General features: G+C 47.8%; 22 protein-coding genes. 10 read left to right on the plus strand and 12 right to left on the minus strand.

Features of this window, described 5'->3' with window-relative positions; genetic code table 11:
* Positions 1 to 191: 191 nt before the first annotated feature.
* Complete coding sequence (locus tag AC2215_RS12215) at positions 192 to 1415, minus strand: 5-(carboxyamino)imidazole ribonucleotide synthase (RefSeq protein ID WP_486810279.1); 1224 nt, start codon at positions 1413 to 1415, stop codon at positions 192 to 194.
* Between the two features lie 246 nt (positions 1416 to 1661).
* Entirely contained in the window at positions 1662 to 2135 is a 474-nt protein-coding gene (locus AC2215_RS12220; RefSeq protein WP_486810280.1) for a pentapeptide repeat-containing protein, read from the minus strand.
* Between the two features lie 145 nt (positions 2136 to 2280).
* Here AC2215_RS12220 and AC2215_RS12225 point away from each other — a divergent pair, with 145 nt between their 5' ends.
* Positions 2281 to 2637, plus strand: coding sequence for a phage holin family protein (locus tag AC2215_RS12225; protein WP_486810281.1), 357 nt, complete (start codon positions 2281 to 2283; stop codon positions 2635 to 2637).
* Positions 2638 to 2695: 58 nt separating this feature from the next.
* The gene (gene tyrA / locus AC2215_RS12230) at positions 2696 to 3814 is read left to right on the plus strand and encodes a bifunctional chorismate mutase/prephenate dehydrogenase (protein ID WP_486810282.1); all 1119 of its coding nucleotides are present in this window, start codon (positions 2696 to 2698) and stop codon (positions 3812 to 3814) included.
* A gap of 156 nt (positions 3815 to 3970) precedes the next feature.
* On the opposite strand, the gene AC2215_RS12235 is transcribed toward tyrA, so the two are convergent.
* Both AC2215_RS12235 and AC2215_RS12240 read right to left on the minus strand, forming a co-directional pair.
* Entirely contained in the window at positions 3971 to 4885 is a 915-nt protein-coding gene (locus tag AC2215_RS12235; RefSeq protein WP_486810283.1) for a hypothetical protein, read from the minus strand.
* Between the two features lie 61 nt (positions 4886 to 4946).
* Positions 4947 to 6050: a saccharopine dehydrogenase family protein gene (locus AC2215_RS12240; RefSeq protein WP_486810284.1), complete on the minus strand. Its 1104-nt coding sequence runs from the start codon at positions 6048 to 6050 to the stop codon at positions 4947 to 4949.
* Positions 6051 to 6625: 575 nt separating this feature from the next.
* Between AC2215_RS12240 and AC2215_RS12245 the strand changes: the two genes are divergently transcribed.
* A complete protein-coding gene (locus AC2215_RS12245) occupies positions 6626 to 7930 on the plus strand; it encodes a glutamate-5-semialdehyde dehydrogenase (RefSeq protein WP_486810285.1) in 1305 nt (434 codons plus the stop codon).
* A 603-nt stretch (positions 7931 to 8533) separates the two neighbouring features.
* On the opposite strand, the gene AC2215_RS12250 is transcribed toward AC2215_RS12245, so the two are convergent.
* From AC2215_RS12250 to AC2215_RS12270, 5 genes are all read right to left on the minus strand, one after another.
* On the minus strand, positions 8534 to 11029 hold the full coding sequence (locus AC2215_RS12250; RefSeq protein WP_486810286.1) for a calcium-binding protein: 2496 nt from the start codon (positions 11027 to 11029) through the stop codon (positions 8534 to 8536).
* A 1130-nt stretch (positions 11030 to 12159) separates the two neighbouring features.
* A complete protein-coding gene (locus AC2215_RS12255; RefSeq protein ID WP_486810287.1) occupies positions 12160 to 12300 on the minus strand; it encodes a hypothetical protein in 141 nt (46 codons plus the stop codon).
* A 16-nt stretch (positions 12301 to 12316) separates the two neighbouring features.
* Positions 12317 to 13153, minus strand: a complete 837-nt coding sequence (locus tag AC2215_RS12260) for a DUF4231 domain-containing protein (protein WP_486810288.1) — start codon at positions 13151 to 13153, stop codon at positions 12317 to 12319.
* A 179-nt stretch (positions 13154 to 13332) separates the two neighbouring features.
* On the minus strand, positions 13333 to 14133 hold the full coding sequence (locus AC2215_RS12265; RefSeq protein WP_486810289.1) for a class I SAM-dependent methyltransferase: 801 nt from the start codon (positions 14131 to 14133) through the stop codon (positions 13333 to 13335).
* A gap of 110 nt (positions 14134 to 14243) precedes the next feature.
* The gene (locus AC2215_RS12270; protein WP_486810290.1) at positions 14244 to 15032 is read right to left on the minus strand and encodes a Uma2 family endonuclease; all 789 of its coding nucleotides are present in this window, start codon (positions 15030 to 15032) and stop codon (positions 14244 to 14246) included.
* Positions 15033 to 15181: 149 nt separating this feature from the next.
* Between AC2215_RS12270 and AC2215_RS12275 the strand changes: the two genes are divergently transcribed.
* From AC2215_RS12275 to AC2215_RS12285, 3 genes are all read left to right on the plus strand, one after another.
* Positions 15182 to 15385, plus strand: coding sequence for a hypothetical protein (locus AC2215_RS12275; protein WP_486810291.1), 204 nt, complete (start codon positions 15182 to 15184; stop codon positions 15383 to 15385).
* A 116-nt stretch (positions 15386 to 15501) separates the two neighbouring features.
* Positions 15502 to 15744 (plus strand): hypothetical protein, encoded by a 243-nt coding sequence (locus AC2215_RS12280; RefSeq protein WP_486810292.1) that lies wholly within the window; start codon positions 15502 to 15504, stop codon positions 15742 to 15744.
* 365 nt (positions 15745 to 16109) lie between these two features.
* Positions 16110 to 17165 (plus strand): hypothetical protein, encoded by a 1056-nt coding sequence (locus AC2215_RS12285; protein WP_486810293.1) that lies wholly within the window; start codon positions 16110 to 16112, stop codon positions 17163 to 17165.
* Positions 17166 to 17227: 62 nt separating this feature from the next.
* Here AC2215_RS12285 and AC2215_RS12290 read toward each other — a convergent pair whose 3' ends face one another.
* Positions 17228 to 17557 (minus strand): XisI protein, encoded by a 330-nt coding sequence (locus AC2215_RS12290; RefSeq protein ID WP_486810294.1) that lies wholly within the window; start codon positions 17555 to 17557, stop codon positions 17228 to 17230.
* A 179-nt stretch (positions 17558 to 17736) separates the two neighbouring features.
* On the opposite strand from AC2215_RS12290, the gene AC2215_RS12295 reads away from it, so the two are divergent.
* From AC2215_RS12295 to AC2215_RS12310, 4 genes are all read left to right on the plus strand, one after another.
* Positions 17737 to 20721 carry a TIM-barrel domain-containing protein gene (locus AC2215_RS12295; RefSeq protein WP_486810295.1) on the plus strand — a complete coding sequence of 995 codons (2985 nt, stop codon included), beginning with the start codon at positions 17737 to 17739 and terminating at the stop codon, positions 20719 to 20721.
* A gap of 116 nt (positions 20722 to 20837) precedes the next feature.
* Complete coding sequence (locus AC2215_RS12300) at positions 20838 to 21320, plus strand: GNAT family N-acetyltransferase (RefSeq protein ID WP_486810296.1); 483 nt, start codon at positions 20838 to 20840, stop codon at positions 21318 to 21320.
* Between the two features lie 11 nt (positions 21321 to 21331).
* Positions 21332 to 21679, plus strand: coding sequence for a XisI protein (locus tag AC2215_RS12305; protein ID WP_486810297.1), 348 nt, complete (start codon positions 21332 to 21334; stop codon positions 21677 to 21679).
* Between the two features lie 131 nt (positions 21680 to 21810).
* The gene (locus tag AC2215_RS12310; RefSeq protein WP_486810298.1) at positions 21811 to 22461 is read left to right on the plus strand and encodes a Uma2 family endonuclease; all 651 of its coding nucleotides are present in this window, start codon (positions 21811 to 21813) and stop codon (positions 22459 to 22461) included.
* Here AC2215_RS12310 and AC2215_RS12315 read toward each other — a convergent pair.
* Together AC2215_RS12315 and AC2215_RS12320 are read right to left on the minus strand one after the other, a co-directional pair.
* A complete protein-coding gene (locus tag AC2215_RS12315; protein WP_486810299.1) occupies positions 22447 to 23019 on the minus strand; it encodes a hypothetical protein in 573 nt (190 codons plus the stop codon). The two genes, AC2215_RS12310 and AC2215_RS12315, sit on opposite strands and share 15 nt — an antisense overlap.
* Before the next feature lie 19 nt (positions 23020 to 23038).
* Positions 23039 to 24358, minus strand: coding sequence for a serine/threonine protein kinase (locus tag AC2215_RS12320; protein WP_486810300.1), 1320 nt, complete (start codon positions 24356 to 24358; stop codon positions 23039 to 23041).
* Positions 24359 to 24789: the final 431 nt, after the last annotated feature.

Genomic DNA, 24789 nt, shown 5'->3' on the forward strand with positions numbered 1-24789 from the left:
CTTCAAGAATCGGCAGAGGACTGACAACTCAAACAACTGACCCGCTCGGGGTTTGAACCTTCTCAATGAATTGTTCGAGCCAATGAACCTACCTCGACTCTCATTTATATCCACTGCAATAGAGTTGGCGACTTCTTTCCCCAAAGTCTCCAAAATTTTTCGGATTTACTCGCTACAATCTACTCCGCGTACTAAATCTGGCGATTGTTTGGATACCAAACGGATTCGATCGCCTTTGCCGTTTCCATCCCCAACGCGCGTAAATCCGTTTTATCTCCCTCTAATAATACCGTGATGTGTCCAAGTTTGCGCCCCGGACGTGATGCAGTTTTGCCGTACCAATACACTTTGGCATTGGGAATTTGTGCCAGTTGCTGCCGTTTTTCGATGTAGTCGCACTCTGAATCTTCATATCCGAGTAAATTCACCATCACGGCTCCAGGGCAGGTCATGGCCGTACTTCCTAAAGGGCGATCGCAAACTGCCCGTAGATGCTGCTCGAATTGGGAGGTTTCGCAAGCATCGATGGAGAAATGACCGGAATTGTGGGTGCGCGGTGCGATTTCGTTGGCCAACACCTTGCCATCGCGGGTCAGAAATAGCTCGATCGCAAACAGTCCCACCACTTGTAACTTATCTAAAATCGTCCGGGCAATGGTTTCGCTTTGTTCGACGACTGCGGGTGACACGTCCGCCGGCACCAACACCCGCCGACAGACTTGATTTTCCTGCTGCGTCTCGACAATCGGATAAATGGCGATTTCCCCCGATGCGTTCCGCGCCGCGATCGCGGCCAACTCGCGCTCGAAGGGGATAAATTCTTCGAGCAGTAACGAGGGTTGTTTCGATTTCTCCCAATTGGCTTTGAGCCAGTCTTGCCATGTGGTTTTCAAGCTATCCCAATCTTGTAAAATCGCCGTTCCGCGCCCATCGTAACCGTGGCGGCGCGCTTTCATCACGACGGGAAATTGCAACTCGGGAAGGGGTTTGTTCGGCATGAGAGTAAAAAACTTCGGTACGGGAACTCCCAAATCTTCCAGGAAGCTGCGCTGGTGGTACTTATCGAGTAAGGGGGCGAGGGATTCGAGGGCGGGACGGAAACACACCCCCTGCCGTGCCAGTTCCGACAGGGCTTCGAGATCGACAAATTCGTTCTCAAAGGTAATAACATCGCAATGCCCGGCTAGTTGTGCCGTAGCGGTGGCATCGTCAACCGCAGCCAGGACGGTATCTGTGGCGGTGGTGGCGGCCGGATCGCTCTGGCTGGGGGTTTGAACGATCGCATTGAGACCCAGCTTCTGAGCTGGGGGACACATCATCCAAGCCAACTGTCCGCCGCCAATAATGCCGACGCGGTTGATGGTTTGGGTGGGGCGTTGTTGGGTTGAATTGCGATCGGAGGTAGATGTGTTCACGGTCGGTACGGGGGTAACGGTGTCGGGGTGTTGGGGGCTTCGGGAGATTTGGAGGCTTTGGAGGCTTTGGAGGCTTTGGAGGCTTCGGAGGCTTCGGGGGCTTCGGAGGCTCTCGGGAGATTTTACAGTGGGAGCATCTTGCTCCCGTGTCTCCCCTAGCTCCCGTGTCTTCCCCAGTTCCCATATCTTCCCCAGTTCCCATATCTTCCCCAGCTCTCGTGTTTCCCCCAGCTCCCGTGTTTCCCATCACGGGCAGAATAAAGAATCGCGGGTGGAGACTCCAGTTTCAGGATTTACCCCGGTAGCATGGGCGCACAATTGCCGCACTTGAGCACCATCGAGGAGGGCATCGGTGAAGTCGGCCCCGGCAATCTCGGTATTATTGAGGGTCGATCCGAGTAAAATCGCATCGACGAGAATGGCGTCGGTTAAGTTTACCCCATCGAGGGTGGCTTGATCGACAAAAGCATTGGTTAAATTGGCCCCATGCAGGTCGGCGTTTTCCATGCGAGAGGTACTGAAAACCACACCCTGCAAGTCCGACTCAGAAAAGTTGGCGTGCATCAGGTTGCAGCCGGAAAACTCCGCAGAACGCAGCACTTGACCGGAAAAATCTCGCCCCATGAGTTCGGCATAGGTGTAGGAGAGTGGCGGTGGATAGAGAACAGCTTGGGCGAGGGGAGAAACACTGCCCGGCCACAACCATAGGAGCGAGGTCAATATCCAGGCAAAAAGTGGCGGTATTAGCATAGATCGCGATTTTTGGGAGTACCAATCTATAGATTACTGTAGACGGGGAACCGCTCGATCGAGAAAATCGCGCTTTATAATATCGTTAATATTCGAGCAAACCCGTTTTAAATCGATGTGGAATTTTTTATTAACTTGGTTGGTGGCAGCAGTTTCTCTTGTGATTACGGCGAAAATCGTTCCCGGCCTGACGATTAGTAGTTTTAGCGTGGCCGCCGTTGCCGCGATCGTCATGGGATTGATGAACGCGATCGTCCGACCGATTCTCGTGGTTTTAACGCTACCTTTTACCATTCTCAGTTTGGGTCTATTTTTGCTGGTGGTGAATGCGATCGTCTTTTCTTTGGTGGGATATTTTTCTCCTGCGGGTTTCGAGGTCGCTGGGTTTTGGGCGGCATTTTTTGGCGCGATTGTCTTGTCGATGGTCTCGAGTATTTTAGGAGGGTTGGTTAAGCCTCAAGAGGAGTCCTGAGGTTTCCTCAATTTTTTATTTTTAAAGACGATCGCGCTCTAGAAATAGTTAATTTTAAATGAGTCAAGATAGTTTTACGGCTAACGCCAAAGAGAGCTTAAAAGAAATTGACGAACAGCTCGTTCGACTCCTCGGAAAACGGATCGAGATTTTGGGGAAATGCCAGGGAATCGCGACAGAGATGAAAGATGAGGGGCGATCGCACCTGCAACCTCTCCTCGACGAAGCGGGGGTTCCCAGTTTTATGTGGGAAAAGATAGAAACCTGCTGTACGGCAGCCCTGGCAACCTCAGATTTAGCGACTCTAAAAGCACCGCCCCAAAAAATTGCGATCGTCGGTGGAAAAGGAATGATGGGGCAGTTTTTTGGCTCTCGTTTTTTAGCAGCGGGACATCAGGTGATAACCGTAGGTCGACAAGATTGGTCCCGTGCCGATACCCTGCTTGCCGATATCGATTTAGCTTTGATTTGCGTCCCCATCGATCGCACGTTAGACATTATTCAACAGACGGCAAAATACCTTCCTCCCACCGCAATTTTGGCGGATATTACCAGTATCAAAGCACCGATGGTGGAGGCGATGCTGACCCATCATTCCGGACCGGTTGTAGGTTTGCACCCAATGTTCGGTCCCGGCGTGAAATCATTTTTATCCCAGAAAGTGGTGATTTGTCCGGGACGGCAGGATGAAGCCTATCAATGGTTAATTGAATTGATGGAAAAAGATGGGGGAGATTTAGTTTTTTGCTCTGGTGAAGAACACGATCGAATGACGATTGCCGTTCAAGCCTTGCGCCATTTTTCCACCTATAGTTTGGGGGTATTTTTGGCGGAAGAAGGGGTGGATATCGGTCGCAGTTTAGAACTCTCGAGTCCCATTTACCGCATGGGGGTGAATCTCGTCAGTCGACTCTTTGCTCAAGATGCCGAGTTGTACGCCGATATTATGTTGGCAACGGAAGAAAGACGAGAAGCGATCGCCCGTTTGGCGGGTACGTTTAGTCGATTGGCAACGGCGATCGAACATCAAGATCGATCGACGTTAATTGAGGAATTCGATCGCACGGCAAAAACCTTGGGAACTGAAACCGATCGGGCTTTACATGAAAGCGATAAACTCATCGATTCTTTGAGTATTTTACTCGCAGCAAATCGAGTTCGATCGAGTTTCGGATGAAAAATGCGATCGGGATTTTGGGGACTTGCAAAAAAATAAAGTAGGGGTCAACGGCTGTTGACCCCTACTGCTGTTTATATGAGGTTGTGGATATACGACTTTCCCACACATCCTTTGAGTGTTGTTTCAGTATTATCAAACTCCCTCACCCATCTTTCAATTTAAATTCAACGGAATCACTGCTTTCCCTTGCCCCACTGGAGAAACAACAAGGTTCAAATCGTTCGATTTCAGGCAATATTCGGGGACCAAAAATGCATCGGCAACCAGCCCTTTGCCACCCGGTGGAATTTCCGAGGATATCTTAATATTGCGATTGGAACGATAAACTCGCGCCACATCAGCAGCATTTTCGATAAGACTCCCCTCACACTCTAGAGTATAGAGGACGGAATCCCAGATGGTTTCGTCGCTGTTATTTTTGAGATCTAACTCGACAAATAAATAGGATGAAGGTTCGTCGGCATTCTCCGTACTCAAACGCTTGTTACTCGCCCGATCGATAATTTCAGTTTCTAAAGAAGTTTCGCGCAGTTGAAAGTCAAATGTACCCACATCGATAGAGGGTTTTTCGGAAATCGATCGCGATACAGTTTTCTCCAGGTTTCTGGATTCTTCGATGATTTCTGGTTGCGTTTCTTCTACTTCCAACTCTGCCAATATTGCCGACTCAATTTCTTCTACTTCTTCTAAATCTGCTGAGGGTTCATCTTCAAAATCTGGCAATTCTACGATTTCAGCTTCCTCGCTAAAATCATCTTCCACCGTGAGATTTTCTGCTAAATCTTCAGCCGGATTTTCAACTTCATTGCCCACTTCATTTTCGGCTGTATTTTCTGCGGCTGTATCTTCGGGATTTATTGTTGGCGAAGACTCCGATTCCACCTCCTCGGAATTCGTCGGTTGAGTTGTGGTACTTGTCGTTGCCGATTGACTTACTTGAGTTTCAGCGGACTCCGGAGTTGAAGCGTCCGGTTTCGATCGATTGCAACTACCCAGAAATAGGGCAACGGCAGCCATTGCCATGAGACTTTGTAAACGGATGAGAGAAGCGATACTTACAGCTTTCATAGGATTTTAAAGAGTGAAAGTGTATGAAAGAGTTTGGAAGAAATTGAAAAAATCTCTAGTATTATTTCGTGGATTCGATCGCCTTGACCTGTTGAGTGACGTGCATTCCTCGACTCGACATTGCCATTTCAAATAAATCTGTGGAGAGGGCTTGTTCTACGGGAAAAATGCCGGATTTATTTAACTGTCCGTCGAGCATGAGTTGGGCGATACTTCCAGTTCCCGCACCGGCAGCTACCGCCGTATCTGGGTGGGTGAGGGTTAAGCAAACTTCCGTAGGTTGACCGGCTTGAGTGCCTTCAATTTTAGCGCGAATAGCAACCCCAATTCCCGTCCATTTATCGGTAATTTGCGTCATCCGATAGCTGGCTTGAGATAAAAACTCAATGGTGGCGGGATTTTTGAGAATTTTTGAGGGGATAAACCGGGCAACTCCCCAGGTTAAGCGATTGTAATAATCGGGAATCGAACCGAATTTTGCGATCGCCGTTTTCACGGGAAAGGATTCGGGCAGGGTGAGGATTTCGGGCACGTCAAACCAATAGACGCCGACTTTTCCGTAAGGTTCGGGAAACTCGATGATTTCACGATCGCTGTAAGGTTGAACGGTTTGCCATCGTCCGTCAATCCAGGCGCGAAATGGCTCTAACAAGCCCAGGAAGGTGGTTCGCATAATCGTAACCCCCGCCCCCCCAGAACCGCCCACCACGTAGCTTAAATGGACGGTATCGGCGCGATCGAGTTGTTCGATGCCCTGACGCACCATACTATTAGAAATCCCCGGAAAAATTCCGCTGTTGAGAATTGCCGTGACTCCGGCTTTTTTTGCCGCATCTCGATAGGTTAACGCTTTGCGAACGAATGCCGGACTATCGCTCACATCGAGATAATCCACCCCCAATTCGATGCAAGTTTCTAGAACCCGGCAATCGCGATCGAGAAACGGTCCGGCACAGTGAACGACGAGGTTTGATTCCGCAATGGTAGCTTTGAGAGTCGTGCGATCGGCTAAATCTAATTTCACATAAGAATAGGGAGAAACCTTCGGGGAATTGCTGCGTCCGGTAACGGTAATTTTTGCTTGGGTGCGATCGGCTAAATCTCGGGCGACGCTGTTCCCAATTCGTCCGCTTCCACCAATCACGAGCACCCGATCGTTTATCATGAGCTTTTAAAGAGAATTTTATAGAGCAATCTATAGAGTGATTCGGTGTCAGCATTTAGCCGTCAGCCATTAGCAATCGGCTGTTAAAAACAACAGGTAAGTATTCGTGACAATTGAAGTTTTTGCGACACAGAGAATCGATTGTCTTGGGTCTAGGAATCTGTTTAGATTTTGTCAGCACTTCGGTATTAGTCGTCAGCCTCAAATTCCGATCGAGCTTATAACTTTAGCCTCTTCTAAACAAAAACTCCTGAAATTCTGGTTTTCTCTTAAAGTTTTAAGCTGACCGCTGATAGCTGACGGCTGAATGCTTACTAGATTTTAGCGCTTCGAGCTGGTTTGCAGTGGATCGCTGAGTGCAAATTTCGTCCCTTGAATTTCAGAATTTCAATCGAAAGATCGATCGATGGCTTATTGTAGAGCAGTCGCCATAAAGAGTACGGACAGTCTTATTTCACACCAGTATCCCCTGCTTCCCCAGCCTCCCCCGACATCCTAAGCGGTATGGCAACTGCTATATCAACTCCTCAAAAATTGATAAGATATAGAGTTCAAATCTGTTGAAACTAAAATCCATGAGCGTTTCCCAGCTTGCCTCTCTGAGTTCGATCGCCCGCCAAACCCGCAATGCCGCCCGCCAATTGGGGGTACTCTCCACCCCGGCAAAGAACGAAGCCATCGAAGCGATCGCCCTGGCACTCGAAGCGGCCGCCCCGGAAATTTTAGCGGCAAATGAGGCAGACTGCGAACGATCGCTCGCCGAAGGAATCGCAAAACCCCTCTACAATCGCCTGAAGCTCGACGAAACCAAACTCAAAGGGGCGATCGCCGGCGTGCGAGATGTGGGTAAATTAGACGATCCGGTGGGTGCGGTGCAAATCGATCGCGAACTCGATCGGGGATTAGTTCTCAAACGGGTCGCCTGTCCCCTGGGGGTTCTGGGGGTGATTTTCGAGGCCCGACCCGATGCGGTGATTCAAATTTCGAGTTTGGCAATCAAATCGGGAAACGGGGTGATTCTCAAAGGGGGAAAAGAGGCGATCGAATCCTGTAAGGCGATCGTCAAAGCGATTCACCAAGGTTTGGCTAACACCGAAATTTATCCTGATGCGGTGCAACTTCTCACCACCCGCGAAGAAATCCTCGAATTGCTCAAACTCGATGAATACGTGGATTTAATTATTCCTCGGGGCTCTAATTCCTTCGTTCGCTTCGTTCAGGAAAACACCCGCATTCCCGTCCTCGGACATGCCGATGGTATCTGCCACGTTTACGTCGATGCGGCCGCTGACTTCGAGAAAGCCACCGATATCGTCGTCGATGCCAAGATTCAGTATCCGGCCGCGTGCAATGCCACGGAGACGCTACTGGTGCATCGGGCGATCGCTGCTGACTTTCTGCCCCGAGTGACGGCGGCCCTGGCTGCGGAAAACGTGCAACTGTGCGGCGACGAAATGACGCGGGAAGTGGTAGATGTTGCCCCCGCCACGGAAGAAGATTGGTCGACTGAATACAACGATTTGATGCTGTCGATTAAAGTGGTGGATTCTCTCGAAGCGGCGATCGACCATATCAGTACCTACGGGTCTCGCCATACCGATGCGATCGTCACTGAAGATGCCGCCGCTGCCGAAACCTTTCTCGCCCAGGTGGATGCGGCCGGGGTATTTCACAACTGTTCCACCCGCTTTTCCGATGGCTTCCGGTACGGCTTCGGGGCGGAAGTGGGCATCAGCACCCAGAAAATGCCCCCTCGCGGTCCGGTGGGATTGGAAGGGCTGGTGACGTACAAGTATAAGGTGGTTGGAGACGGTCACATCGCAGCCACTTACGCTGGGAAGGATGCCAAACCCTTCACCCATCGGGATTTGTCGTCGTGAGTGCGAAATCCGCGAAATCTATTCGGTTCTGTCGAGATTTCATACTCGAAGCAAGTTTCGTAAGGGTAAACGGCAGTTTACCCCTACAAGATTTTTGCAGACTCAATCTGAATCTCGGTTCTAACTGCGATGCGGTCAGCTATATTTGCGTAACGTCAGTACGGGTTAAGGATCATTGGTGACAGGTTAAGCAATTTTGTCAAATGTCAAGTGCAACTCTTCGACCTCCATTAAATCCATGATTCCTCGCGACTTCACTCTTTTACGCAGGGGGCGCAGGGGGAGGCGTTCGTCCCCCAACGGGGGGATTGGGGGGAGACCCCCCAAGGGCCGGGTTGGCGACAACTTATTGGAAGGTTGACAAAGTGAATATAGCCTTAACCTTTCACCAATGGTTAAGGATGTTTGAAAGTCGAGCAAGGTGATGTGGATGGGAGTTATGGGGAGAAGAACCTCTCCCCCAACTCGGTCTGAGGGACTATAAGTATAAGGGGTTACCGGAAACTCTCTTCCCCACACCCGACACCCGACACCCGACACCCCACCCTCACCCGATACTTTTTATCCCGAACTGACGTTTGCGTAAGTCCTGAATCGTTAAACTCAGACGAACTCGATGTCGGAACGAGACAGGATCTGGTCTGGCAAAATCGCGAGAGTTCCACTGCCCAAAGTAATCTGGGTGTTGCCATCTACCGTTGTGACCGATACGTCCGCAATGGTTAAACCCTCCTTCAAACTAATGAAGTCTTCCCCAACGGTAAAGTCTGCGATCGTGTCCGTTCCGTGGTTCGGGGCAAAGACAAACGTATCGCGTCCGGAACCCCCAGAAATTGAGTCGTTGCCTTGTCCTCCCCGAAGCCAGTCGTTGCCTTCTCCGCCCAGGAGCGTATCGTCATCCCGCTGACCGGCTAAGCGATCGTCTCCGGCGTCCCCAATAAGCAGGTCATTTTGAGGACCGCCTCTGAGTAAATCGTCGTCATCGCCGCCTTCGAGGGTGTCTTCTCCGAAACCGCCATTTAGAGTGTCACCTCCGGCATCCCCAAAAAGCAGATCGTTGTCACGACCGCCTCTGAGGAGATCATCATCATCACCGCCTTCAAGGGTATCTTGTCCAAAATCCCCATTTAGAGTGTCGCGTCCAAGACCACCTATGAGTTTATCGTCACCGGCATTACCACGGAGAAAATCGTTACCGGCATTGCCATTAAGAACATCGTTGTCACGATTGCTACCATAAAAACCTAATTCGTTATAAATACTGCCATAGAGAAAGTCGTCATCATCGCCCCCTTCAAGAGTATCTTTTCCATCATTTCCATAGAGAGTGTCACTTCCATTTGAGCCTATTAATTGATCGTCACCAGCATTACCACGGAGAAAGTCGTCACCGGCATTACCATTAAGAAAATCATTGCCACGATTGCCTTTAAGTAAATCGTTTCCATCGCCGCCTTCGAGAGTGTCTTCTCCGAAACCACCATTTAGGGTATCGTTTCCATCCTCGCCTTCGAGAGTGTCTTCTCCAAAACCACCTTCGAGAATATCATTATCTGGACCTCCTAAAAGTCGATCGTTTCCAGCATTACCATAGAGTCGATCGTTACCGCCAAGACCCTCAACAATGTCGTCTCCTGCGAGTGCGCGAATTGAATCATTTCCGGGGGTACCCATTAGAGTATCGTTTCCAGGGGTTGGAGTCGAAGAGGGAGGTGCCTGACCGACAAAGAAATTGTAAGCACCACTCCAATACGAACCCGTCGCAAACCCATTCGTATCGCTCCCTCCAATGACAAAGTGATATTCTCCAGGAGTGTCGAGGATCTGATTCCATTGGTCTTGAGTCGGTGTCCACTGTGTCACATCATTGATGTCATTCACCACCAATTCACGAGTGGAAAAGTCTTCGTTAAAGACAATGATTTGAAACTCATCGTTCGCATTATTGTTGCCTGCATTCCACTCGAAGGTGGGAATAGCATCTCCGGAGTTAAACGTTTGCCCAATTAAGTCTGTCGAAGAGACTGGCGATGGAGAGACGCTGTACTCTTCAAAAATGGCTCCGTATTGGGTGCGAGTTTCATCGTTGGAATTATTAAAAAAGTAATCCCAAACGTCATCGAGTCGATCGAGATCGGCAATCTGGTTATTGAGAATGTTGTATAAGCCCTGGTGGCCTAACGAAATAACATCTTTCAACCCATTGCTGAAAGTATCTTGGACATCATCTGCAATGTCCCATAAAATTCGCAGGACTGAGGCTTCATCGCCTTCTCCTGCATTCTCTGAACCCTCATTAGTTTCGAGGTCGATCGTAAATGAGGCATCAAGCGTATCTGTATAGGATGTATCGCCGACTCCTGGAACATTGGGTAGAGTGCTAATACCGTTTGCAATTTGCTGAATTGCAGTTCCCACATAGGTAGCGAGACCCTCTCCCCATGCCAATCGGACCCCGTCAAGTTTGCCGACAGTCGGGATATTGCTGACTCCAAAAGAATGATCTCCTCCAGGACTTCGATCCAAGTCATCCAAATGAGCTAAATAGTGAGCGTACTCGTGGTGGATGACATCCCAATCCCATCGATCGTCTGACAACATACCGATCGATTCATCAGAAGGACTAAAAAACGATGAATTACCGCTGACCGGAAACTCAGCTTTTAATTTTGGAGGAGTTCCTCGCAAGAGGGTGGCAGCGGTTCCCGCAGTATAAAGCGCATCACCAACAGAGAAAGCGTGTCCGATCTCGGTACTATTAGGAATCGTGATATTTAAAGAATTATCGCCATCAGGAATTTCCGCTAAAACCTGACTACTGAAGACGATGTCTTCACCAGCTTCTCGTGCCACAAAGTGAAATTCACTATCTGCAAAAACTCGTAAGACAACATCTCGGTTTCCTTGAGATAGACCGTCGTCATTGTTGAAAGTCGTTGAATAAAATCCATTAACATCCGTTGAGATGGTTTGGAGCAGACCGTTACCGCCTGCCAAAAACAAATCATTATCCCAGACCTCAATAGTCCCTCGACGGACTGGATGCAGATTTCCCTGGCTATCGGTCCAAAGAATGGTCCCGGAAAGGTTAACATTCATCGTGATTCTCTCTTGAAATAATGTGTCTCGAAGCCGCAAAACTTGTCGATTGACCCACCCAATATTCACAAAATTATTGGTGAGTTCGTTCAAATATTTGCGATTTAAGAAGTACAAAAATCCCGAAAGTTAGACCCCTAAAAGACTTAATTTTTTATGTGCGATACGGTGCCTATTGAGGCATATCTTCTAGTTTGGATTATTCATCCAACGCTAAAATTGCGATCGCGAGCCAAGCTCACGCAAACAAACTGTTTTTCGGGTAAATTACGAGTTTGCTCGGTCGGGCTTTGAGAATGAAAAAAAATACTATTTAACCGGCACTCAGCATGAAAACCGTTACTAAACATTCAAAACCCTTCTATCTCAGCAGATAGGCAAGTTCGATCGAAATCCCAGTCGGGAAAGACTTTTAAACGCCCCAATTAATTGACTGTCAAGGGTTCGATCGAGCCTCGATCTAAAAATTGTGAATCATGCCAGTTAAGCTTTCGGCTGTTTACCCTAAACTGCTTAACTTAGAGGTGAAACATGTGGTCTCTAATGCTAAGATGTCTCGAATGCCAGATATAGGATGGAGTTTAAAGGGGCTTTGTCGGTCGGCTCTGAGAATTATTATTCACACAAGCGAAGACTGGTTTCTATAAAATTTTAATCAAGTTTTGAAAAAAAATATATAAATAAGCTGAGTGTGAAGAAATAGCAAAATCACCCAAGATTACTCTCGCCTCGACTTCAGTTCCGTCTGTATCTACTTCGAACAAGAAGTCCAAAATATCAAGAATCAATATAGTTCGATCGCTTTTTAATGAAGTTCCCTTAAACTTCCCAGTTTTCGTCCAAAGGGATACAGAAATTTCTCTTTCCCTACCCCAATACATTCCGTAAATTTACTAAAAATCTGAGGGTTGACAAATCTGCCCAAAAAATCAATCTAGGGCGTGTCATCAGTTATCGCGGTTTTCATTCAGGTACTAGAGTTTAGACAAAATTTCGATTGAGAAGACGATAACCCTGATGCACTCAACTTTTTGGGTTTTCGCGCAGACCCCCGATTTTTCAACTCTCAAATCTCGTCCGGATAAAGGTTTGATGGTTCGAGCCGTGAAATTTGTCTAAACTCCAATGATTTAGAGCGATCGGCGATCGCCATTTCTTTCCCCATCGAGCGGCATAAATCCAGGAGTACGCTCGATGGGCTGCCAACGGGTACCAATTGAAGCATCCGATCTCGCCAATGCTGCGACGGTACTTGCAATCGGGATTGGCAATTTAACTCACTCGAGACTAAGCGGTTGCACTGTCTGCAGCAGAATTCTTGGAAGCGACAACTTCAGGTTCTGATGTTGTTTGAACTTGCTTGAGGTGAATTTTATTGACTTGAGTAATAAAGCCTTCAACGGATTCTTGCACCTTGCGCTTCCGTTCGTTCTTATCGGGTAGATCGAAAAATCGATAGGCAGGCGTGACTCCCAGGATGAACTTTTCCTGTTCTGCTTCTAGTAACTCGACAACGGTATTTGCCGTCATCCAGTTTTCTTGAAAGGGGAAAGATGTCGCTAAGCTCGTGACAATCGAAGCGATCGCCGGGAAAATCACGGGTAACCACTTAATCCACGACACGCTAATGTCCACTTTATCGAGCAAAACTAAGATGGGGGTGACTCCCGAGAGAATAATCGTTGAAATTTGGAAGATATAGTAGACGTTTCGGGAGTTTCGACGGGTTGCTTTGTAGTCATCAATCAGCTCTTGAGAATACTGAATGGCTCGACTGCGCATGACGTTAATCGACTCATCGGCGATCGCATCCCCAAATAAGCAACTATAAAGTCCTGCTTTCTTTTGATTGTCTTGCTCTTTAGAAAAACGTTTGTGATTTTCTAAAAAGCGGCGATTTAATGTGATGAGTAACGTCAAAATAATAATAAGAGCGATCGCAGAAACAACAATTTCCTCGCGCTCAATGAATAGCACTGAAGCAGCACCTAAAACCACACAGCAGGAAATCAAAAAAAGCTCAGTGACACTATACCTTAAAGGAATTTTCTGTTCTGCAAGTGACGCTGCTACATTATCTTGTGATGACATTACATCTGAAGCAATAATATTTGGATTATTCATCGTGGTTGTTGTAATCGAGCTTTACAAGAAGAATCAAATGAATGTCAAGGGGTTCAAACAGATTTTAGAGTGAGTGTATTTTCGCAAACTTACTTCAAGTATAGCTTTTGATTTTTTAAAAAGACAAGTTTTAAATTTTTTAATAATTCTTTAAATAGAATATCCTAATCGAACGCGATTTAAATAGAAGCTGTATACGTCCAAATTTCAAACTTGGCTAGAGAGGATAATGGAGTATTCAACGATTCGTAATGCTGGGTGCAAAATACTTCAAACTCATCGATAACATTCTTGAATCTTTCATCGGATACTTGCCAACACAGTCCATAAGCCCGCAATCGCAAAAAATCGAGTAGTTCTGCAACCGGATTCGTAACCATCCATTCTTTGGCAATGGTATAGTTCGATCGATAACCTTTTTGCTGAAAATATTCATCTACATCAATTTTGGCGATCGCATTTTCAACTCGTTGGGATGTGCGAGAGACATTGTACTTCGATAAAATATTCCGAAAATGTCCCTCGAATTCTCGTCGGGCGGGTAGTGTAATCCATTGCGCGTTGAGATAAAATCCATTGGGTTTGAGAACCCGATCGATTTCATCGAGAAACACTTGCCAATCGGCAACGGTATGAACCATATGTACCGTGAGTACGACGTCAAAACTGTCATCGTCAAAAGGGAGTTTCGAGGCATCCCCACAAATCAGTTTGAGATGGGCAGGAACAGCGGATAGTTTTTGGCGAAATCGATCGAGCATGGGTTGAGAAATATCAATTCCCGTGACGGCATAGCCGCGTTTCACCAAAGGTAGAACGTTTAACCCCGTACCCACACCCGGTTCTAAAAAAGTCGTTTCCGGTGTGGCATTCACCCGTTCGAGAATCACATCGGCGACCTCTTCCGCAACGGATTCTGTCAACCAACGGGTTCGATCGTAAATCTGAGCAATTCTATCGTAATAGTTCGATCTTTCCACTTTTACCCATCCTATACCGCGATCGAATTTAGAAGAGACGGAAAGAGCATCCCCCCGAATCGTGTGAGTCAGTTGGTTTTAGGGCTATTGCATCGATGGTATCGATCGAGTTATTCCGGTAGGTTATCGGGATCGATGCCTTGCGATCGCAAATACTCGGCTAAACGTTCGGCTCGTTCTCGTTCGGAATCTGCTCGTTGCCGTTCCACCTGAGCCTGTCGTTGTTGTGCCTCAGCTTGTTCTCGTTCTACCCTCAACTGTTCCCGCATCTGGTGCATCGCCGTCTCTGGTAGGGGATACACATTGTGTCTTTCATCGTACCAAGCTAAGACTTCCCGATCGATACCCCCCACAATTTGTCGAGAACGTCCCATTCCCAATCCCACTTCCGGCATCCAATAGGGTTCGCCAATTTGCTGCTGGTACTCCCCGTCGATGAGCTTGTATACCTCAAATGGCTGCTGTCTGTCTCGCCGCCAAAACTCGGGGTTATAGATAATGTAATACAACACCCCCAACCTGGCATAAATTGCCATCTTGTCGTCGTATTCCCCACCGGGTTTGTGAGACACCATCTCCAATGCCAGAATCGGCACGATCTCGTTTTCTTCCCAGACGGCATAGCTGCGGCGAGATTTGCCTCCCTTTTTGCGTTCGACTCCCAAACTCAAAAACCCATCGGGAACCACCGGAACTTTGGGACTGATGCCAGTGGTGTGATACACCGCCATATCGACTCCAAAATACCAATCCATGCGATCGGACCAAATACTGGCGAGGATGAGTAGTAACAGATTCGGCAGTAAGTTCTGGTCTTCGTTATCCACTGGGGTATCGTCAGAGCAGGGGAGGTCTTCGGTTGATGGTAAACCGAGTTTGAGGTCTGGAGCAATCGTCATGCTGAATCGAGAGGGATTTGGGTTGGTTTTATTATAGAGAGCTAGGAGAAAGGGCGATCTACCCAGATCGACATCGAACAACCCTAGATCGGTTTTGCTCTGATGGCTTAAGCTTAAAAGGTGAACTCAACGTTGGGAGGCGCGATCGTATGACGTTGTCTGAAGTTCTTCCATCTGTTCGTCAGCTCTCTATCTTAGAGAAAATTAAGTTGATTCGGATTTTAGCTCAAGAGCTAGAAGCCGCAGAGGATATTTCTCCACTCGAACCCTTCAAGACTTACGATTTGCCGACTCCTTACGATAACTTTGGTGCGGGTGCGGCGTTAATGCAGGCGGCTGAATTAGAGAATTAGATTCGATATGCGATCGGATGAGATTGCAGAACACATCCAAAACTGCTAACGGCGATCTTAAAGCCATGAGTTACTGCTTTATTATTAAGATATTTGCAATCGGTAGGTACTAGCTAATGCTTCGAGATATCTTAAAGCAAGAAATCGATCGACTGAACGAAAGTCAACTTAAGAGAATCGCTGAGTTTATTACGTTTGTGAAATACCAAACAAAACAGGTTGCGATCGATTCACAATTTTGGAAAAACGCAACTCCGACAGAACGAGTGCAAGATTTGCAAGTGTGGATCGAGCAATTGCCAAAAACGGGTTTGAGCCTCCCGAATGAAGCGTTCGATCGGGGCAGTATTTACGAGTAATGACTAAGTATTTACTCGATACAAATTTTCTTCTGCGTTAAAATTGATTAAGAGGATAATTATTTCCCCTATTAGAAAAAATCAGAAGCAACAAAGAGAGCGTCTTCAATCGAAAAATTGTTATGCTAGGAAAAAGTTATTTTGAACATAGATTAGGTGATATTTATAAGTACTCACGAATTCCATATCAACATGGAGAAGGTTTCCTTGGTTGTACAAAATATTGTTAGGAGTTATGTGTAGATATTTGTGGAAATATAATATTTGTCCTAAGCACAGACAATTGTGATGATTTTTCACATCTTTTTCCAAAAAATCAATGGCCTAATTTTTTCTGTGGAAAATCAAATGATGGTGTTTGGTATTTGAAATGTACTGATATTAAAGTAACTAAAAAAACACTTAAGTCTAATATAGAATTTGATTTTGTAAGAGCAAATTCTGAAAATAATAAAAAACTGGTTTTATTTTGTCTGCCAAATTCAATAGAAATAGAGCGAACACCAGAATTAACAATAACTCCAACTTTAGTAAAAGCTTACTTTAGTAACTTTGATTTTATTGGAGTTCGTTCCAATCGCGAATTTAAACTTGATATTAATAACAAAATAATTTCTTTTAAAATGCTTGAAAATAGCAAGCAGGTTGTTGAACTGATTGATATTGGAAGGATAGATAACGCAATTCTTTCAGAAGCCAGTATTCCATTAAATCAAGATTTAAGTATTCAATCTGTTGAAGAAGAAATCATCTCGATAAGTTGGTTCTTGAGTTTTCTTAACGTTAATCTAACCTTGGTACCGATTGTTGAGTACTTTGCTAATGGTGAAATCATTAAATACTCGATAGAAAATACTGCCAAAAGTTCTTTTCATCGCAAATACATTATTGACAACTTCAATATTGAAGCAGGAATCTTAACAGCCTTTAATCCCTGTTACTCAAACTACAAAGACTGGAAAAACAAAATAGAAATAAATAATTTTTTACACTATTTGTCGGAAATAAATCAGACAAAGTACATCGACATCAAATTAGCAACAATGATTATGGCTTATGAGTACTTGTTGACAAAATATTTAATTCATGAAAATGAACTAAGGATTAAAGATAAACTAAGCATTAAAGATATTAAGGACAAAAATATTGAAGGAAAGCTTGTATTACTCAATAAACAGCTTAGATTTATACCCGCTAAAATGATAAAGCAGGATTTGAGAGAACCAGTTCGTAATCGGCTTTTTCACCAAGGAGAAATTCCGAGTATGAACTCAGCGGAAAAAATAGAATTTTTCAATAAGTATTACGATCTGCTTATCAGAATAATTTTAAAAATATTGAATTATCAAGGAAAATATATTTCAGTAGAGACTCGCAAGCCTACAGAAATTAGTTACAAAAAAAATATAATAGTTATCTAATATTTATATACTTTGTTTGTGACTAAGTATATCAAATGACTCTCATTCAAATACTTATAAAATCAATACTGATTCTCTAACGCCTCAGCCAGACGTTTGCGAATGCTGGGGGAACGAAATCCGAAAATAATATCTTTAGGCGAGACACCCTGACGAATTAATTCCCGATCGATATATATTTCCGTACTGTTGTGCTGAATCCAAATTTGCCCGTCGATAATATCGAGTTGCATGGCACAGCCGTAGATGCGATACTCGTTCCGCCATTCGTTGTGCATGACTAAATATCGATCGCGTTCTCGATCGAATATAAGCTGACCATTGGCATCATTTTTTGCAAAATCTTCGAGAAATTCGCACACTTTCTGGCGATATTCGTCTATTCGATCCATCGGTCGATTACCTCGCGATTTGAGTCGTCAACATAGGATAACGAATAACGACGATTTCGATCGAACCATCATCAAAATATTGCCGTGTCTGGACGATCGAGTTACACTCAACCCTAAATCTCAGGTTCAAGTAACGATCGAATCCCTTGATGATGCACTTTCGTTGGTTCGCAATCCCCTTGACTCTAGCAACCTCTCTCACCTTTCCCATTGCGGCAGAGGCGCAAGTGTTGCGCAAACAGTTCGATACCCCAACCGGCAACTTAACCCTCGAAATACTCGACGATGACCTGATTCGGGTTGAGATTTCTCCCGCAGGCAGCGTGACTGAGGCGATCGCAACTTCCCCGATGGTCTTTAAAACCGACTACACCGGCCCCACATCGATAACTGACTTCGGAAATGCGATCGAAACGCCAGAACTGCGCGTCGAAATCGACGAAACCACCCTCTGCCTGACGGTTCGCGACAAAACCCAGAATGCCGAACTCACCACCCTTTGCCCCCAAAACCTGACCGAAGATTTCAAAGGATTCAATCTCGAACCCGGTCAAATTCAGCAGGTGTACGGACTCGGACAGCAGTTCAATATTGAAGGTTCCGCCGATGGCGACTGGACGGCGTTGGGAGTTCGCGAGGGGGGAGACTTCGGCAATACCTTCGAGTTCTTCGATGGCGGCGTGGTGGGTAACGTGCAAATTCCCCTCATGTACGCCTTGGGGGAAGATAACCTCAACTACGCCCTATTTCTGGATAACGTTTACAAGCAGCGATGGGATTTCACCGCCTCTCCTTGGGAAGTGGAGATGTTCGGCGATCGCATCCGATTCTACATCATGACTGGGGCAGATTTGCCGGATTTGCGGGCGGATTACATGGAACTCACCGGACGACCCCCCGTTCCCCCACGTCGTGCATTTGGGTTGTGGGTGTCGGAATTCGGCTACGACAACTGGGGGCAAATCGATACCCTGCTGGCTGGGTTGCGCGATCGCAACTTTCCCGTAGATGGCTTCGTGTTGGATTTAAACTGGTTTGGTGGCATTGCCCCCAACGAACCGGCGCGCAGTACCATGGGTCGCCTCGACTGGGATGAAAATCAAGATCCCCTCGTGGCCGACGATCGCTATTTCTTCCCCAATCCCGCCGAAAAAATCCAAGAATACGCGGCTGATGGCATCCGACTGGCGGCGATCGAAGAATCCTATCTCGCCAACGCCACGGACACCTTCCGGGAGATTCCTACAAATTTAGTTGCTTACCAACGCCGCAACGGAACTTGCAATCCCAATTTCCAGTCCAACCCGATCGAACTGCAAGCGTTGGACTTTTGGGGTATCGGTTCGATGCTGGATTGGTCGGATTCGGCTACCGGAGACTGGATTCACGATCGACGGCGTTTTCCCAATTTGGTGAGTTTGGGCATTAATGTCCATTGGACGGATTTGGGAGAACCGGAACGCTTCGACGCGGCAGCTTGTTACGAAGGGGTTGCCCTGGGGAAAAACGAACATGCCGATATCCACAACCTCTACAACCTGCTGTGGAATCGATCGATTTGGCAGGGGTACGTTGAGAATGCGGGGGAAACGGACAATCTGGGGGTGACGAACCCGCGTCCCTTTACTTTGACCCGATCGGGAACTGCCGGAACCCAACGCTACGGAACCGCCATGTGGTCTGGGGATATCGCCGCCCGCCTCTCCTCCCTGGCAACCCATTTCAACGCCCAGATACATATGTCTCTGGCGGGTATCGACTATTACGGTTCCGATATTGGTGGGTTTCGCAAGGAGGCGATGCCCGAAAACGATCGCCAGGGCAACTATCGCGGTTACGAAGGGGAAATGTATACCCAATGGTTTGCCAATAGTGCCTGGTTTGACGTTCCCGTTCGCCCCCACACCGATAACGAATTCGTCACCGTCTCGCCCCCCTACGCCACTTCCCCCCACCTCGTCGGCAAGGCAGACAGCAACCTCGCCAACCTCCAGCAGCGTTACGAACTGATTCCCTACTACTACAGCCTCGCCTACCGCGCCCATCTCCAGGGAGAACCGGTGGTGTCGCCTCCGATGTTTTACTATCAAAACGATTCGGAAGTACGGCAAATGGGACATCAAAAACTCATCGGCCGGGATTTGATGGTGGGAATTGTCGCCCGTCACGGGGAGTACGAACGGGATATGTACCTGCCCGAGGGTCGCTGGATCGATTACTACTCCAATGAATGGATCGAGAGTTCCGGCGAAACCGTTGCTAACCTCCCCGCGTATCGAGAGGGGGTGTTCCGGTTACCTGTCTTCGTTCGCGCCGGGGCGATCGTGCCGATGATGGCGGTGGATGAGAATACGAAGGATGCGTTCGGGAATCGGAAGGATGGAACGCGCCCGGAGGATTTGGTTGTGCGGGTCTGGGCGGATGAGGCGGCATCGAGTTTTACCCTCTACGAAGATGATGGGGAAACCCTGGAATACGATGGCGATCGCCCATCCTACAGTTACCGGACGACTGAATTAACCCAGCAGCAGGTCGATGAGGATACCGTTCAGGTGACGGTGGAAGCAGCCCAAAACGTGAACGGTGGCTTTGCCGATGGGGTAGAAGTGCGATCGAATCTCGTGGAGTTGGTGGTGGAAGATGCGGCAGCGACGGAGGTGAGTTTGAACGGTTCGCCACTACCGCAGTGGAATAGCGTCGCGGAGTTGGAGGCAGCAAGGCGAGGATGGACGAATGCGGGGAACAATCGGATTCTGGCCAAGTCCCAGGGGATATTGGTGGATGCGCCGAAAACCTTTACCTTTGAGTTGGTATCGGTGGCGGCAACGACTTCAGTGAATTTTGTTTGCGATCGAGGATTTACCACCCCAGGAGAAAGCGTCTACATCACCGGCAATCTGCCGGAATTGGGGGAGTGGAACCCGGAACGCGCCATTCCCCTCGATCCGAATGTCTACTATCAATATATCGTTGACGGACGGGGTGATTCCGCACCGGTTTGGACGGGGGTGGTATCGGAGTTACCGCCGAATACAGCTTTTGAGTGGAAGTGCCTTCGTCGCCGGGAAGACGATTCGGAGGCGGTGAGGTGGGAACCGGGGGAAAATAACCGGTATACGACTGGGAATGCAGGGTATTCGGGGCGGAGTTACGGTCGTTTTTGAGGCGATCGAATTGGGTTTGCTCGATCGTATCTTCTCCAAGAAAAACAGAGAAGTCAAACAAAAATCGTGAATTCGTAGAGCAAAATTTTATCAGATCGGATATGCAGATTAGAAGAATGGCGATTGAAGATGTAAGCCAGGTTGTAGAAATCTACGATCGAGTTTATGACTCCACTTATGTCAGTTTTGGAGAACTCGCTTGCGGACTTGCAGATCGTTCGGGTTTACCCGCCCAAAATGCCGTTGAAATTTTTCGAGAAGAGGTGCTTAGACTGATAGATCGCTCTCAAGAAAAAGAAGGCGGATTTGTCGCCACTATTGAGGGAAATATTGCAGGTTTTGCATTGGCAAGTCTTAGAGAGACTGACGCTGGACATCTTGAATGTTGGTTGGAGGATTTAGGAGTACTCCCCGATTATCAAGGTAGACAAATCGGGAGGCAGCTTGTCGATCGGGTGATTGAGTGGGGTTGTCAAGAAAATGCTCAATATTTTCTGTTAGAGTCAGGATTTAAGAACGATCGAGCACATCGTTTTTTTGAAAGCTCGGGTTTTCATCCACTCGCAATTGTATTTCATCGCGTTGCTTCGCTGCCATAGGCGATCGTCGAATGGATAGATTAGAATATTCTAAATTAGTACAAAAAATCATCAACGCACACAGTTCAACCTCACTTGAAGATGAGATTCAAGAATCTGAATATGAAGAGCAGCTTGTTATCGATCCGATCGGTCACCATTATCTCCTGATGATGGTGGGTTGGAATGGCGAACGGCGACAATATGAAAGTTTAATTCATCTCGATATTAAGGATGGCAAAATCTGGATTCAGAGTGATGGCACTGAAGTGGGAATTGCCAATGAGTTGGTAGAAGCTGGCGTACCCCCGGAAGATATTGTTCTGGGTTTTAAGTCTCCGTTTAAACGGCAATTGATGGCTAATGCGATCGATTCTTAGTCGATATCGCATTTTGCTTCAGTGGATGATTGAGAGTTCGTTACAGGGTGAATCGTTTCGATCGCGACACTCACCCTGCGAAGGATGAAAAAGTATCGAGATACTATAGAATTGATGCGAGTCGAACACCTATGAGCGTCAAAACCGAAGCCACCCTTGAAGACCTCTATCGTATTCCCGAAACGGGTAAAGCCGAACTCGTCGATGGAGAAATCGTCGTGATGTCAGCCACCGGATTTTTACCGGGGCGGGCTGGGGGTGAAATCTATGCCAGTCTGCGGGATTACGAACGCCTCACCCGCAGCGGTTATGCGATTCCCGATAATCTCGGATTTGTCGTCGATTTGCCCCCACGGTGCAACGTGACCATTTTCGTGGATGGGGGAGAACGCCTCGAAGCTATTATCGCAGATTTACCCAAACGGCGATCGTTCAGTCCGGATGTATCGTTTTTTATCGGCGAACCCCCGTCTCAACCCGGTCGATTTCTCGATGGCGCGCCAATTTTTGCCGTGGAGATTCGCAGCGAAAACGATTACGGGGAAAGTGCTGAAAAACGGATGGCGATGAAACGGGCGGACTATTTCGATGCCGGTACCCAGGTGGTGTGGGATGTAGACGTTCTGCAAGGGCAATGGGTGAAGGTTTACCATGCCAGCGAACCGGGAGTTCCGAGGGTTTATCGGCGAGGTGACATTGCGGATGCGGAACCTGTGGTTCCGGGGTGGGGGATGGCTGTGGAGGATTTATTTCCCCCGGTTTATCCATCAAGGTTCGATTAAATACCGTTCCGACTGACGATATTGCTTGATTCGCCGCATTTGCTGCACCGGCAGATACGCCAACATAATCGCCCAAGGAATGCCCACCAACGCGATCGCAACTAATCCGATATTCTGCAAGTTTCCTGCGAGGAAAACCAATCCAAAACTCGCGCCCAATGCTACGGTTAATAACGGAATCGCTAGGGAAAATATCCGATCGAATCCATTCTCTCCCATGGATTTAATCGTGTTGGAAATACCCCAAATCAATAATGCGGGAACCCCTAAATACACCAATCCGATCGCCCCAATCAGTAGCGCGAATGCTATCAGTTTCAGCACGACACTGACAATAGAATGGGAAAAGATAAAAACGCCGTAGAAGAGATACGTCAGGGCGATGGGGGCAAGTAACAATCCCACCACCGTCAGCCAAAACCCTTTATCGTTCGAGATGTGGAGTTTGTTCTTAAGGGTTTCGAGTTTGCCCTCGAAGCGTTCCCAGACGAACTTCGATTCAAACTTGGCTTCAAACTTCGATCGAGATGTTTCCGGGGGCTGGCGATCGGGTTTCATTGTCCTCATCCTCCACTCACTACAGCGACCAGATGCGATCGATTAAGGTCACGATCCATTCTGCCATACCCGTCGAAGAGCGCCACCACACCTCGAAGCCAAAAGAGAGGGCAAAGGCAGAACCGAGTAACGCCGCCAGTTTGCCAATGGGCGGTTTGAGGGTTTGCAGGGGGATGGGGGCCGTTTTCACCGTCAGGGGGATTTCGTGCGTCGCTTCCGGGGTATTGCCGTGGAGAATCAACTGACGCTGATAGGTTTGGTTTGCCCGCAGTTTGCCCGTGCGTACCGTCACTTTACAGAGTGCCCGATTGGCCTCGAACTGGGGCGGATGGATAGAAATCCAGGGATGGGTTTCGGTGTCTTGGGTACCATCGCTCTTGTGGGGGGCGATTTCCCAACGTCCCGATAATAGGGTGTCGGCGATCGTATTGCGAACGGTGAGGGTTTTCGTCATCTTTTCCCCCAGCTTCGTCGCCTGAAATTCGAGGGTCTCGGGATGCCATTTCACCGAGGGCGATCGCGTCACGTAGATGGGTTTGAGGGCTTCTAGGGCTTCTGAGGCGTTGCTATAGCGACGATCGAGGTTGGGTTGCACCAGTTTCTCCAACCAGGCAATCCAGGGCAGGCTGAGTTTGGGCACCAGGTGTTTGAACTCGATCCGGTAGTTGCTATCGATCAGATCGCCGATATCGATCGATTTCGTTTGAGTGAGCAAACAAATCAAACTCGCCCCCACCCCATATAAATCCGAGGCTTCCGTGAGTTGGCGGTTGAAAAGCTGTTCGGGAGGCATAAACCCCAGGGTTCCCTTGACGACGCTACTCACGGCAACTTCCCCGTCGCCGATGCGGGCAAACCCAAAATCCACTAAATACACCGATCGATTTCCCCCCTCATCGGGTTCCCCCACGAGGATATTTTCCGGCTTGATATCGCGATGGATGATGGGCGGAAAGCGGTCTTGCAAGTAGACCAAAATTTCCAATAAGGCGATGGCAATGCGCTTGATTTCCGCTGGGGAAAAGCTGCGGGGTTCGGCCAGAGAGGTGGCGGGTTTGTATTCCTGCACCAAACAGAAGCCATCGTCGGTTTCAAAGGAGTCGAGATATTGGGGAATGCCGGGATGGTTCAACTCCTGCAACACCCGAATTTCGCGATCGTAGGTGTCGTAGCCAGACCAATCGGAACCGCTGCGGGCAAACTGAAACTGTTTGATGGCGACGGGTTGCTGGGTTGGCGTCTGCGTGGCGAGGTAGGTGATGCGCCCCCCGGATCGATTGTGCCCGAGTTCGCGAACGATCTGATAGTTGTGGTCCGAAAAATCTGGAACGTTACTCATGTTAGAAAGGGAACGGCGATCGTCGATCGGCAATTTCCTTAATTACTAACATCTTTCACTGAAATTGGGCTGAAGAAAACCAGTCCTCGTGGTTTGAGATTTTAGATTTTAGATTTGAGGTGCGCTATCTATATCGAGGTTCTCAAATCAGCCCTCACTGATTTTCAATCTTAAGTCCCCCTTCATAAGGGGAGGCAGCGTGGTCTTGGGGTTTCCCCAAGTAGAACGACTGCCGTGGATTTAGGGGGATCTTCCGTACCTCATCCATTCGAGAAACGCTATAGCTGTATTCAGTGAGTGTAGGACAGCCCGAGTTCACAAAGCACATCTTTCTCCCCCAGCTTCCACCGCGATTGCCAGCTCCCCCTCGCGATGTCCTAAATTGGGATGGCGGTTGCTATATGTTACGACGGAGGCATCCTGGTACTGGT

The organism is Zarconia sp. (assembly GCF_057467645.1).